General features: G+C 55.8%; 8 protein-coding genes and 1 pseudogene. 4 read left to right on the top strand and 5 right to left on the bottom strand.

The genetic code is table 11. The features are described 5' to 3' along the window. Nucleotides 1–123: 123 nt before the first annotated feature. The 4 genes from RAHAQ2_RS04070 to RAHAQ2_RS04055 are packed head-to-tail and all read right to left on the bottom strand — an operon-like array spanning nt 124 to nt 9,225. Entirely contained in the window at nt 124–1,572 is a 1,449-nt protein-coding gene (locus RAHAQ2_RS04070; protein ID WP_015696027.1) for an efflux transporter outer membrane subunit, read from the bottom strand. Further along, a complete protein-coding gene (locus RAHAQ2_RS04065; RefSeq protein ID WP_015696026.1) occupies nt 1,565–4,690 on the bottom strand; it encodes an efflux RND transporter permease subunit in 3,126 nt (1,041 codons plus the stop codon). The genes RAHAQ2_RS04070 and RAHAQ2_RS04065 overlap by 8 nt, the downstream gene beginning before the upstream one ends. Then, the gene (locus RAHAQ2_RS04060) at nt 4,691–7,885 is read right to left on the bottom strand and encodes an efflux RND transporter permease subunit (RefSeq protein ID WP_015696025.1); all 3,195 of its coding nucleotides are present in this window, start codon (nt 7,883–7,885) and stop codon (nt 4,691–4,693) included. Then, entirely contained in the window at nt 7,882–9,225 is a 1,344-nt protein-coding gene (locus RAHAQ2_RS04055) for an MdtA/MuxA family multidrug efflux RND transporter periplasmic adaptor subunit (protein WP_015696024.1), read from the bottom strand. The genes RAHAQ2_RS04060 and RAHAQ2_RS04055 overlap by 4 nt, the downstream gene beginning before the upstream one ends. A gap of 469 nt (nt 9,226–9,694) precedes the next feature. Here RAHAQ2_RS04055 and RAHAQ2_RS04050 point away from each other — a divergent pair, with 469 nt between their 5' ends. From RAHAQ2_RS04050 to RAHAQ2_RS04040, 3 genes are all read left to right on the top strand, one after another. Beyond that, a complete protein-coding gene (locus RAHAQ2_RS04050; protein WP_015696023.1) occupies nt 9,695–10,525 on the top strand; it encodes a gamma-glutamyl-gamma-aminobutyrate hydrolase family protein in 831 nt (276 codons plus the stop codon). Next, complete coding sequence (locus RAHAQ2_RS04045; RefSeq protein WP_015696022.1) at nt 10,522–11,064, top strand: M15 family metallopeptidase; 543 nt, start codon at nt 10,522–10,524, stop codon at nt 11,062–11,064. Before RAHAQ2_RS04050 ends, RAHAQ2_RS04045 begins: the two co-directional genes overlap by 4 nt. Nucleotides 11,065–11,236: 172 nt before the next feature. After that, the gene (locus RAHAQ2_RS04040; protein ID WP_015696021.1) at nt 11,237–12,421 is read left to right on the top strand and encodes a sugar transporter; all 1,185 of its coding nucleotides are present in this window, start codon (nt 11,237–11,239) and stop codon (nt 12,419–12,421) included. Between the two features lie 75 nt (nt 12,422–12,496). Here the strand turns inward: RAHAQ2_RS04040 and RAHAQ2_RS24625 are convergent. Further along, nucleotides 12,497–12,661 (bottom strand): annotated as a pseudogene (locus RAHAQ2_RS24625) (DUF2000 family protein); the annotation flags it as partial. Nucleotides 12,662–12,784: 123 nt separating this feature from the next. Here RAHAQ2_RS24625 and RAHAQ2_RS04035 point away from each other — a divergent pair. Beyond that, complete coding sequence (locus RAHAQ2_RS04035; protein WP_015696020.1) at nt 12,785–13,126, top strand: hypothetical protein; 342 nt, start codon at nt 12,785–12,787, stop codon at nt 13,124–13,126. The last annotated feature ends 162 nt before the right edge of the window (nt 13,127–13,288 follow it).

Genomic DNA, 13,288 nt, shown 5'->3' with positions numbered 1-13,288 from the left:
TTGTGCACGTAATATTATTTTTAAAGATGAATGGCAACATTCGCGCTGAAACTGAAATGAATAACGATCTCTACACCAAAGACATTTTCATGTGCCCTTAGTGCAGAGATAATTCACCCTCTCTTATTTCCCCACATCCCCGTTCCATCCCCCGCCCAGTGCGGCGATCAGCTTGACGCTGGTGACCATCTGGGTGCTGAGCAGTGACAGGACGCTTTGCTGTTGCGTCAGGCTGGTGTTTTCGGTCGTGGCGACGTCGAGATAGTCGATCATCCCGGCCTGATACTGGTTGTAGGTCACGCGGGCGGATTCTTTGGCGGCATCGGCGGCGTTCTGACGGGCGACCAGTTCGGTGTCCAGCGTGTGCAGTTCGACCAGATAATCTTCCACTTCCTGCATCGCGGTTAACACGCTCTGGCGATAGCTGGCGACGTCGGCGTCATACGCGGCTTCGGCCTGTGCCACTTTGCCACGGGTGGAACCGAAATCCAGTACCGTCTGGCTGAGTTCCGGGCCTAAAGACCAGACACGGTTGGGCAGCGAGAACAGGTTGTGGAAGGCCGAGCTGGCAAAGCCGCCGCTGGCGCTTAAGGTCAGATCAGGATAGTACGCGGCGGTCGCGACACCGACGGCGGCATTGGCTGAGGCCATGGTGCGCTCAGCAGCGGCGATATCAGGACGGCGCTGCAACAGTTGCGACGGAATCGCATCCGGCATCGCAGGCAGGTTGAGTTTTACGTCACGTGCCGCGAGGCTGAACTGTGCCGGTGGTTTGCCGATCAGCACGGCGATGGCATGCTCAAGCTGGGCGCGCTGCCATTGCAGATCCAGCGCCGACGCTTTGGTGCTTTCCAACTGAGTTTGCGCCTGCGCCAGTGTGGCACGCGAGGTGCTGCCACCGGCATACTGGTTCTCAATCACCGTCAGATAACGCTGATAGGCGTCGATGCTTTGCTTATACAACGCGATTTGCTGATCCATCACCCGTAGCTGAAAATAATCCTGCGCCAGTTCGGATTGCGCACTAAGCGTGGCATCGGCCAGATCGGCCTTGCTGGCCTGCGCGCTGGCATCCTGCTCTTCTGCCGTGCGGCGCAGTTTGCCCCACAAATCCAGTTCCCAGCTTGCACTCAATTGTGCGGACTGGCTGTTGGTGGTGGAGGTGGATGTGCCATTGCGCGTACTGCCGACGGTCGCATCCACGGAAGGATACAAATCGGAACGCGCCTGTGTCACCAGTGCCTGCGCCTGACGGTATTGCGCGGCATACTGCGCAACGTTCTGGTTGGAAATCTGCACCTGTGTCAGCAGGGACGACAGCTCAGGATCCTGATACACCGCCCACCAGTCGCCTTTGGCCTGATTATCTTTCGGGATCGCGGCCGTCCAGCCTTTGGCTTCTTTAAAGGCCGTTGGCATAGCCACATCCGGCCGCTGGTAATCAGGGCCGACGGCACAGGCGCTGACCAGTAAGGCCAGCGCCAGCGGGGCAAGACGGAACACCATTAAACGTGTTTTTTGCAGAGTCATCAGATTCGCTTCAGGGTAATGAGTTTCAGTGTGATCAGTCATGTGTACGGGCCTCCGGCGGCGGCGTGTGAGGACGCAGTCGCTGCCACAGACGGTGCGTCGCACGGCTGGTGCGATCCATATACAGGTAAACCACCGGCGTGGTGAATAACGTCAGGATCTGGCTCAGCGCCAGACCACCGGCAATCGCCAGACCCAGCGGACTGCGCAAATCCGCGTCACCGCCGCTGCCCATCGCCAGCGGCAAGGCACCGAAGAACGCCGCCAGCGTGGTCATCAGGATCGGACGAAAACGCATCAGACAGGCCTGGGTGATCGCCTGTTGTGGCGTCAGGCCGAGCCGCCGTTCAGCGTCGAGCGCGAAGTCGATCATCATGATCGCATTCTTTTTGACGATGCCGATCAGCAGCAGGATCCCGATCAGTGCGATCACCGTCAGTTGCGTATTGGTCATCAGCATCAGTAACAGCGCGCCCAGACCGGCGGAAGGCAGCGTGGAGAGAATGGTCAGCGGGTGAATATAGCTTTCATACAGCACGCCGAGCACAATATACACCGCCGCCAGCGCAGCCAGGATCAGCCACGGCATCGAACTGGCCAGCGCTTCAAACGCCTGTGCCGTACCGGCATAACTGCCATGAACGGTATCCGGCAGGCCGATTTGCGCCATGGCGGTTTTCAGCGCCGCCTGCGCATCTTCCAGCGCGTACCCGTCGGCGAGGTTAAACGCAATCGTGGTGGTCGCCGTCTGTCCCTGATGGGAAACCGACAGCGGCGCATTCGCCCCGCTGAAGGTGGCAAACGCCGACAACGGCACCTGATTACCGGCATCCGTCACCACATACAGCTGATGCAGCACATCCGGATTACTGGTGTAGTCGGATGTCAGGTTCATCACCACGTGATACTGGTTCAGCGTTTTGTAAATCGTGGCAACCTGCCGCTGGCTGAAGGAATTATTGAGCAAGGTGTCGATCATCTTCACGTTCACGCCGAGCTGCGTGGCGCGATCCCGGTCAATATTGAGCATGATCTCCTGCCCGCCGGTCTGCGCATCGGAATCCACGCCGGTCAGTTGCGGCAATTTCGCCAGGGCTTTCTGCACTTTCGGCGCCCATTCCCGCAGCACAGAAAGATCATCAGATTGCAGGCTGTACTGATACTGCGCGTTGGCACTGCGCCCGCCGATATGCAGATCCTGCGCCGCCATCAGGAACAACTGCGCACCCGGCTCTTTGCCGGTCGCCATCATCAGACGGTTAGCCACCTGATTGGCGGTCGCGGTGCGTTTATCGAAATCTTTCAGACGCACGAAGAAGGTCGCGGTGTTGCGTGAACCAAAACCGCCGCTGCCCGCCGAACTCATCACCGCTTCTACCGCCGGATCATCCTGAATGATCTTGCTGTATTTCAGCACCTGCGGCTGGATCGACTGAAACGAGGTGTTCTGATCCGCACGCAACATACCCATCAGCATGCCGGTGTCCTGATCCGGGAAGAAACCTTTTTCCACCACGGTATAAAGATAGAAGTTGAGGATCACGGTGAGGAATAACCCCACCAGCGTGATCAGCTGATGGCGCATCACCCAGCCGAGCGCGGCAGAATAGGCCGCCAGCAGTTTATTCAGGCCGCGTTCGATCATGCGGTAAATGCGCGGCTGGCGTTTTTCCACCGGCGGTTTACGCTTGAGGAAACGCGCGCACAGCATCGGCGTCAGGGTCAGTGACACCAGCATCGAGATGATAAGCGAGACACTGAGCGTCACCGCAAATTCGCGGAACAGACGCCCGACAATACTGCCCATCAGCAGGATCGGAATGAATACCGCGATCAGCGACAGCGTCATCGACAGCACGGTAAAACTGACTTCCTGTGCGCCTTTCAGCGCCGCGCGCACCGGTCCCATTCCCTCTTCGATATGCCGCGTAATGTTCTCCAGCACCACAATGGCGTCATCGACCACGAAACCGGTGGAGATGATCAGCGCCATCATCGAGAGGTTATCCAGACTGTAGCCAAGCAGATACATCACCGCACAGGTGCCGATCAGGGATACCGGCAGCGCCACGGCGGGGATCAGCACCGCATTCCAGTTACGCAGGAACACAAAGACCACCGCGATCACCAGCAGCGTGGCTTCCATCAGGGTCATTTCAGTATCACGCAGGGAAGCGGAAACGTTCGGCGAGCGATCCAGCGCCAGATTAAGCTGCACGTCACCCGGCAGACTTTCTTTCATCAGCGGCAGCGCGGCTTTAATCGCCTGAATGGTTTCCAGCATGTTCGCGCCAGCCTGGCGCGTCACGCCAATCATTACCGACGGCGTGCTGTTGTAATACCCGACGTTGTATTTGTCTTCGACGGAATCATACACATTGGCGATGTCGCTGAGGCGGATGGCCGAGCCGTTAATGTAGGTGACAATCAGCGTTTTGTACTGCGCGGCGGTACTTTGCTGGCCGTTGCCTTCAATCATCCACGACTGATCCGACCCTTGCAGTAAGCCTTTCGGCAGGTTGCTGGTACTGTCGGCAATGGCAGCGCGGATGGTGTCGAGGGAAATTCCGTAAGAGGTGACCGCTTCCGGGCGTAAATCAATACGCACGCCCGGCAGCGCGGACCCCACCAGAGAAACCTGCCCGACGCCGTTGACCTGCGCGATTTTCTGTTGCAACTGGCTCGAGGCAATATCGTACAGCTCGCCTTTACTGCGCGTGGCCGAAGTCAGCGCCAGCATGATGATCGGCGCATCCGACGGGTTGGCTTTACGATAGGTCGGCAGCGACGGCATGCTGCTCGGCAGTAATGCACGGGAGGCGTTGATCGCCGCCTGCACGTCACGCGCCGCGCCGTTGATATCGCGATCGAGATCGAATTGCAGGATAACGCTGGTCGAGCTCTGCGAACTGCGCGAGGTCATTTCCGTTACCCCGGCGATTTGCCCGAGCGCCCTTTCCAGCGGCGTGGCAACCGTCGCCGCCATGGTTTCAGGGCTGGCGCCCGGCAGACTGGCACTGACCAGAATGGTCGGGAAATCCACCTGCGGCAGCGGTGCCACCGGCAGCAGGCGATACCCAAGCAAACCGAGCAGAAGTATCGCCATCGTCAGCAGCAATGTCGCGACCGGGCGGAAGATGAAGAAACGCGAAATGTTCATTTATTCCGCCTGCTTCGCTGCACGCCGGTGACGTGGATTGAGGCGGTGGGAAAGCCGGTCAAACATCAGGTAAATCACCGGCGTCGAGAACAGGGTCAGGATCTGGCTGAAGATCAGACCGCCGACGATCACCAGCCCCAGCGGCTGACGCAGTTCCGCGCCGGATCCGCTCGCCAGCATCAGCGGCAGCGCACCGAGCAGCGCGGCCATGGTGGTCATCATGATCGGACGAAAACGCAGTAAACACGCCTGGTGAATCGCCTCACGCGGCGATAATCCCTGTTTATTTTCCGCATCCAGCGCAAAGTCGATCATCATAATGGCGTTCTTTTTCACGATGCCGATCAACAGGATCACCCCGATCAGTGCGATCAGGCTGAATTCCGTACCGGTAAAGATCAGCGACAGTAACGCACCGACCGCCGCCGACGGCAGCGTGGACAGAATGGTCACCGGATGAATAAAGCTTTCATACAGAATACCGAGCACGACATACATGGTCAGCAGCGCGGCAAGGATCAACCACAGCGTGTTGCCGGTGGCACTTTCAAAAGAGGCCGCCGCCCCCTGATAACGCAAAGTGATGCTGTCCGGCATGGCGATATCGGCTACGGTGGTTTTGATCGCCTGCTGCGCCTGTTCCAGCGAATAACCGTCTTTGAGGTTAAAGGAGACGGTGACCGCCGGGAACTGATTGAGCCGCGCCTGCAACAGTGCGCCGGTGCGCATATGAATTTTGGCAATCGACGTCAGTTTGACCATGCCGTTAGTGGCACCGGAATTAGTGGTCGGATTACCGCTGTCTGACGTCGTTGACGTGGTGGTCGTCGTCGTTGTCGCTACCGTACCGCTGGTCGATGTGCTGTTGTTGGTCGCCAGATAGACATCATCAAAAGAGGCCGGTGACTGCTGGAACTGCGGCGCCACTTCCAGCACCACGCGATACTGGTTCGCCTGGGTAAAGATGGTGGAAACCAGTCGCTGACCGAAGGCGTTGTACAGCGCGGTATCGACGTCAGACGCCGTAATACCGTAGCGGGCCGCAGCATCCCGGTCCAGTTCCACATAAGCAATCTGCCCCTGATTTTGCAGGTTGCTCACCACGTCGCTGAACGCCGGCAATGCACTGAGTTTCTCAGTCAGCTTCGGTGTCCATTCCACCAGATTTTCGCTGTCGGCATCATCAAGCGTGAACTGGTACTGGCTAGGCGTCACCTGATCGTCCACGGTCAGATCCTGCGAAGCCTGCATATAAAGCTCAATGCCCGGTACACCGGCGGTTTCCTGTTTCAGGCGTTCAATGATCGCCGGTGCACGTTCGCTGCGTTCATCAAACGATTTCAGGCTGATCTGCAAACGCCCGCTGTTCAGGCTGGTGTTATTGCCGTCCACACCGATGGTAGAAGACACGCTTTCCACGTCAGGATCGTTGAGAATAGCGGCGGCCAGTAATTGCTGACGACGCCCCATTTCGCTGAACGAAACATCCTGCGACGCCTGAGTGATCCCCTGGATCATCCCGGTATCCTGCGACGGGAAGAACCCTTTTGGCACAATCACATACAGCAACGCGGTGAACACTAACGTCGCGGCGGCCACCAGCAGCGTGAGTTTCTGATGGTTCAGTACCACGATCAGCATACGGTCGTAACCGGCGATCATTTTGTCGAAAAACTCACCGCCTTTACGGTAAAACTTGCTCTGTTTTTCTTCCGGCGTATGACGCAGCAAATAAGCACACAACATCGGTGTCAGGGTCAGCGAAACCACCATCGACACAAGAATCGACACCGCCAGCGTAATGGCGAATTCACGGAACAGACGCCCTACCACGTCGCCCATAAACAGCAGCGGGATCAGCACGGCAATCAGTGAGAAGGTCAGGGAAATAATGGTGAAACCGATTTGCTGCGAGCCTTTCAGCGCCGCCTGCATCGGCGTTTCGCCCTCTTCCAGCCGTCGCGAAATATTCTCAACCACCACAATAGCGTCATCAATAACAAAGCCGGTGGCAATGGTCAGCGCCATCAGCGACAGGTTATTGAGGCTGAAACCGCACAGGTACATCACGCCGAAAGTACCGACCAGCGACAGCGGCACGGCGACGCTCGGAATGAGTGTGGCCGCGACATTGCGCAGGAACAGGAAGGTGACCATCACCACCAGCGCAATCGACAGCAGCAGTTCGAACTGAACATCGCTGATCGAGGCACGGATGGTTTGTGTCCGGTCAGAAATCACGTTGATTTTGACGGATTCCGGCAGCGCTTCCTGCAATTTCGGCAGTTGTGCTTTGATGGCATCCACCACCTGAATCACGTTGGCGCCCGGCTGACGCTGAACGCTGATAATGATCGCCGGTTGTTTGTTCGCCCAGGCAGAAAGGTACTGATTTTCCGGCGCTTCGGAGAGCGTCGCGACATCGCGCAGACGCAGCGCCGCCCCGTTTTCATAGTTAACAATCAGGTTGCCGTATTCAGCGGCGGTGCGCAGCTGGTCGTTGGCATCGATAGTGATCGAATGATGCGGGCCGTCAAAGCCCCCTTTGGAACCGTTGACGTTGCTGTTGCCGATCAGCGTGTTGATGGTTTCCATGCTGAGGTTATGCGCCGCCAGCTTACGCGGATCCACCTGCACACGGATCGCCGGCTGATGCCCGCCCGCCAGGGTGACCATACCGACGCCGGAAATCTGTGACAGTTTCAGCGCCACGCGGGTATTCACCAGATCCTGCACTTTAGTCAGCGGCAATGATTCAGAGGTTGCAGCCAGCGTCAGCACCGCCGCATCCGCCGGGTTGACCTTTTTGTAGGTCGGCGGATTCGGTAAATCGCTCGGCAGCAGGCTGTCAGCAGCATTGATCGCCGCCTGCACTTCCTGCTCGGCGACGTCGAGGGACAAATCCAGCGAGAATTTCAGCGTGATAATGGAAGAACCGCTGGCGCTGGTGGAATACATCTGGCTCAGCCCCGCCATCTGCCCGAGCTGACGCTCAAGCGGCGCGGTGATGCCGGATGCCATCACATCCGGGCTGGCACCCGGATACAGCGTGGTCACCTGAATGGTCGGGTAATCGACCTGCGGCAGCGCCGAAGTCGAGAGCATGTTGTAGGCAAAAATTCCCGACAACAGCACGGCGACCATCAGCAGAATGGTCGCGACCGGCCGGAGTATAAAGAGGCGTGAAGGATTCATTTAGACCCGCTGTCTTTACCGGCAGTGTTTTGGTTTGCCTGCGGAGCAACAGTCGTTTTATCCGCACCTGTCGTGGCCTTATCCACGCCACCGCTTTGCTCACGTTGTTTCGACGAACTGTCAGCAGTCGCAGAATTACCTGAGACTGGTGTCACAATGTCGACTTTAGTGCCGTTGTTCAGACGGTCAATACCGGTGGTCACCACCTGCTCGCCCGGCTTCACGCCGGACAAAATCGCCACCTGGTCATCACCAAAATCCGGGCCGGATTTCACGCTGCGCCGTTCAATGGTGTTATCCGCTTTCACGACATAAACAAAGTCGCCGTCGCTGCTCAGTTGCAAGGCTGCCGCCGGGATCACCGTGGCGTCTTTCAGCGTCGCCACCTGTAAGCGGGCATTCACAAACTGATTCGGATAGAGTTTTTCATCGGCATTATCGAATAATGCCTTCAGCTTGATGCTGCCGGTACTGGTGTCAATTTCGTTACTGATAAATTGCAGTTTGCCCTGTCCGAGCACTTCGCTGCCACTCTGGTCAAAAGCCGTGGTCGGCAACTGATTGCCGCCCCGCAACGCTTTGAGCAGGGTTTGCAGATTGCTTTGCGGCACACTGAAGGTCACGGCAATCGGCTGAGTCTGGGTAATGGTGACAATGCCGGTGGTGGAACCGCTGGTGACCATGTTGCCCGGATCGACCAGTCGTAAACCGACATGCCCGCTGACCGGTGCGGTAATTTTCGCAAACTCAATATTCAGTTTGGCCGCAGCGATTTGTGCCTGATCGGCTTTGACGGCACCCGCGTACTGACCGGCTGTCGCAATCTGGCTTTCCAGATCCTGACGCGCCAGGGAATCCTGAGCATACAGTTTGCGGTAACGCGCCAGCGTCAGTTCGGCACTTTTCGACAGCGCCTGATTCTGTGCCAGTGAGCCCTGATATTGCTCCAGGGTCGCCTGATAGCTGCGCGGGTCAATCTGCGCCAGCAACTGCCCCTGCTCCACTTTCTGACCTTCGGTGAAATACACCTTCATCAGCTGGCCATCCACCCGGCTGGTCACCGTCACCGTGGCATTCGCCACGACCGTGCCCAGTGCGCGCAGATACACCGGTACGTCAGCCTGGGTGGCCTTTCCGGCCTGCACCGGCGTTGCCATTCCCGCCATCATCTGGCCACGCATCGCGCGCATGCCGCTACGGCCAGGCTTTTTCTGGGCAGAAGGATCAGACGCACTTTGGTGGAAAGCAAAGAACCAGACCAGGATCGCAGCAACGATAATGGCGACAGTAACCCACAGGAATGTGCGTTTTTTGGAACGAGACGAGGCAGTCGGCAGCATAAATTTCTTGGTTTCGCAGTATTAATGAGGAGAAAACAGCTGAAAAATGACCTTCAACCAGAGATTTTCAATATCAGTCAAAAAACATTATCCCTGAAAACCACGGTTGGCTGTTTTTAGGACAACGTAAAGATTTCGTTAGCAATTAAGAATTTCTATTTCTATCAGCAGGATGAATTATACCCGCTAATTTATCCTTTGGCGGCAGGTAATATTAAGAACACAATGAGAATCAATATTGAAGACAGCGATAAAAAAGCATCAGGAAGTGTCAGCGAAGACCGGAATTTTGTCAGGAAAACGCAGGGTTAGCGCGGAAAATGCACTGACATCTCCCCTGAACGGATGAGAAAACCAGAGCTAAATCCTGAAAATATGACCTATTGATAATTTATATTGTTTGCGCCGACCACGACTTGATATGGTGAATTTCTGACTGTTTTTCATCTTAATGCAGGGACTCAGGCGAATGCAGACAAAATTTCAATCCAGACCGGTTATTGGGGTAACGCTCGACAGCGAGGAAGCCGGTGGCTATGCCGATTATCCGTGGTATGCCTTGCGTCAGAATTATATGGACAGTCTGGCGGAACTGGGCGCGGTGCCGCTGGCCTTGCCGCATCACGCGGCGCTGGCCGATGAATATCTGGCGCTGTGCGACGCCATTGTCGTGACCGGCGGGGCGTTTGATGTGCCGCCTGAACTGTTTAATGAACAACAAACCAGTGATCAGGTTCGCCTGAAACCCGCCCGTACCGAATTTGAAAAAGCCATCGTCAAAGGTGCCATGCAGCGCAATATGCCGTTGCTCGGGATTTGCGGCGGCCAGCAGTTACTTGCCGTATTAACCGGCGGCACGCTGTATCAGCATATTCCCGATGCATTGCCCGATGCCCTTGAGCACAGCACCACTGTCGATACCGAAAACGCTGGCGGTAAAAAACGCGCACGCCATCCGATAGAAATTGTAGAAGGCTCACTGCTCAGCCGCTGCGTGGATCGTGACAATTACGTGGTGAACAGCTCGCACCATCAGGCCGTGAAATCCGTTGGACCCGGCTGCATCATCAACGCGTATGCCCCCGACGGCGTGATCGAAGGCATTGAATGCGAAGGCTATGATTTCTGTCTTGGCGTGCAATGGCACCCTGAATATCAGCAACATGCACAGGATACCCAGCTTCTTACTGCATTTGTTGTTGCCGCTTCGCGCTATCAGCAGTCGATGCGCTCAGCGGGTAAAGCGATGACGGAAGCCATGAACGATGTGATTGGCCGTTCGGGGGACGGACCGGCATGAACCAGGCGGAACTCAAAGCGCAAACGCAGCAGATACTGCGGGAGCTGCATATCGATCCGGCGGTTATCGCCCACCGCACACTGCCGTATTTTGAAGAAGTAAGTGAGCACTTACTGGTGGAGGCGGAAACCGATGCCGACAGCGGTAAAATATACCGTCTGACCGTACCCGCCGCTGCCGCCTGGCACACCATGAAACAGCAGGCTGCCGCTGACGGCGTGGCGATTTATCTGGTTTCCGCCTGGCGCAGCCTGAACTATCAGGCTGAGTTAATCCGCACTAAACAACAGGCAGGCATCGCCCCGGAAGATTTCTTTACCTCGCTGGCGCCGCCCGGATGCAGCGAACATCACACCGGCTGCGCGGTGGATATTAATACCCCCGGCTGCGACGAAGTGACCGGCGTTTTTGGTGAAACAGAAGCTTTTCAGTGGCTGCAAACCCACGCCGCCGGATTCGGTTTTGTGATGTCATTTCCGCTGAATAATCCCTGGGGATTTATTTATGAGCCGTGGCACTGGTGCTGGCATCCGCAATAAAACACAGTGACCTGCGTCTCAGTTTCCGTCACTAAAATTGTCGCCTGAAGATTTATCTGATAGGCCAATTTTCTGTTTCATTTTTCGAACAAATAAAACACACTATGCGCTCAACAGGCATCTGCCAGACAGATGTCTGACTTCAACATCTTCTTATAAGTCATAAATTTCAATGCAATCAGATACCGTTTCGCGCAGGACAGCATGGCTTCGCGTTGTGATGATGGCTATTGCCGCATTCATCTTCAATACCACTGAATTTGTGCCCGTCGGATTACTTTCCGACATCGCCACCAGTTTCAATATGCAGACCGCGCAGGTCGGCCTGATGCTGACCATTTATGCGTGGGTCGTCGCGCTGATGTCGCTGCCGCTGATGCTGCTGACCCGCAATGTTGAGCGAAAGCGCCTGCTGATCATCATCTTCAGTTTGTTTATCGTCAGCCATGCGTTATCTGTCGTCGCCTGGGATTTCTGGAGTCTGGTGGCCTCGCGCGTCGGCATCGCCCTCGCCCACGCCATTTTCTGGTCGATCACTGCCTCGCTGGCGATCCGTGTGGCACCGGCCGGTAAAAAAACGCAGGCGCTCAGTATGTTAGCCACCGGCACCGCACTGGCGATGGTGCTCGGCTTACCGCTGGGCCGGCTTATTGGTCAGTATCTTGGCTGGCGAACCACCTTTATGAGCATCGGCATCGTTGCGCTGCTGACGCTGATTTGTCTGATTAAACTGCTGCCGCCGTTGCCAAGTGAACATACCGGTTCACTGAAAAGCGTGCCGATGTTGTTCCGCCGTCCGGCGCTGGTCGGTATGTATCTTCTGACCGCACTGATAGTGACCGCTCACTATACGGCATACAGTTATATCGAACCGTTTATCCAGAGCGTGGCCAACATGGGTGAAAACTTCACCACCTTCCTGCTGCTGATTTTCGGCGGCGCGGGTATTCTCGGCAGCATTGCGTTCAGTTTGCTCGGCAACCGTTTCCCGGCAGCCATGCTCAGCGGCCCGATCCTGCTGGTCACACTGAGCATGCTCCTGTTGTTTGTGGCGGCGATGAGTCCGGTCGCCATTTCAGTGCTGTGTGTTATCTGGGGACTGGCGATGATGATTATCGGCCTGGCAATGCAGGTGCGCGTGCTGGCACTGGCGACCGACGCCACCGACGTGTCGATGGCGCTGCTTTCCGGTATTTATAACATCGGTATCGGTGCCGGCGCGCTGATCGGTAATCAGGTGAGTCTGCATCTGGAAATGAGCAATATCGGCTACGCCGGTGGCCTGATCGGCTGTGTCGCGTTCGTCTGGTGTCTGACGATTTTCAAACGCTATCCGCAGCTGAAAGCGACGAGCTGAATACGGATTAGCACAAAACTAAGACCGAATACGACCCCTGTATCCGGTCTTTTTTATACCCGTAGCATCAACACGTTAGCGCAATAACTTCAGATTACCGGTCAGCGATTTAATCCACTTTTCCGGCCCCACCAGCCCGACACCGTCGATCACCTCATCGTATAAATTCCGCAGCGGAAAAGCGGTTTCGTACTGGTCGAACTGATGCATAGTACGGGCAAATGCCGGAAACGGCACCACCCTGCTGGCGGCGCATGAAACCGCTGGATGTGCTGCCGCTGGAGGGAATTTAAGGACGATGCGACAAAAAACCCCTCATTTTCGCGTATGCTGAAACCTCAGGTTTTTAACAGGGATGAGATAATGAGTGCTGATACAAGAACCGTAGAGATTCTGCAATACACCTTACAACCGGGTATGGGAGCCGCGTTTCATCGCATCATGAGGGAAATCAGCGTTCCCTTACATCGACGCTGCGCAATCGATGTCGTGTCATTTGGGAATTCATTGCATACTCCGGACTGCTATTACCTGATCCGTGCATTTGAGAGTATCGAAAGTATGGATAAGATCCTGGAAGAGTTTTATGCAGGCGATGACTGGCGCCTCGGCCCGCGTGAAGAGATTATCGGTTGCATTGAAAACAGCCTGAAAACGGTACTGATTTTGCCCCTGCAGAGTGTCGAGGGCTTGCGCGTACAGTGAATAATTTTGAATCAAATGCCGCTTTGAGGGCATGACAACTAGATAGTTATGCGATAAAATTTACATAAATATGCAAAATCCCTTTTACCCGACGCCGGTTTTGCGATATCAATATAGGCATTGAAACCTTAAGCAGACAGACCCCATTCATACAGGATTTAA

The organism is Rahnella aquatilis CIP 78.65 = ATCC 33071 (assembly GCF_000241955.1).
Classification (GTDB): Bacteria; Pseudomonadota; Gammaproteobacteria; order Enterobacterales; family Enterobacteriaceae; genus Rahnella; species Rahnella aquatilis.
Note: the sequence above shows the minus strand (reverse complement) of the source record. Positions and strands in the feature narration are given on the sequence as shown.

Excerpts from the sequence above, each read along its gene's own strand:
- RAHAQ2_RS04070 (WP_015696027.1), bottom strand. The coding sequence starts at position 1,572 with ATGACTGATCACACTGAAACTCATTACCCTGAAGCGAATCTGATGACT.
- RAHAQ2_RS04065 (WP_015696026.1), bottom strand. The coding sequence starts at position 4,690 with ATGAACATTTCGCGTTTCTTCATCTTCCGCCCGGTCGCGACATTGCTG.
- RAHAQ2_RS04060 (WP_015696025.1), bottom strand. The coding sequence starts at position 7,885 with ATGAATCCTTCACGCCTCTTTATACTCCGGCCGGTCGCGACCATTCTG.
- RAHAQ2_RS04055 (WP_015696024.1), bottom strand. The coding sequence starts at position 9,225 with ATGCTGCCGACTGCCTCGTCTCGTTCCAAAAAACGCACATTCCTGTGG.
- RAHAQ2_RS04050 (WP_015696023.1), top strand. The coding sequence starts at position 9,695 with ATGCAGACAAAATTTCAATCCAGACCGGTTATTGGGGTAACGCTCGAC.
- RAHAQ2_RS04045 (WP_015696022.1), top strand. The coding sequence starts at position 10,522 with ATGAACCAGGCGGAACTCAAAGCGCAAACGCAGCAGATACTGCGGGAG.
- RAHAQ2_RS04040 (WP_015696021.1), top strand. The coding sequence starts at position 11,237 with ATGCAATCAGATACCGTTTCGCGCAGGACAGCATGGCTTCGCGTTGTG.
- RAHAQ2_RS04035 (WP_015696020.1), top strand. The coding sequence starts at position 12,785 with ATGAGTGCTGATACAAGAACCGTAGAGATTCTGCAATACACCTTACAA.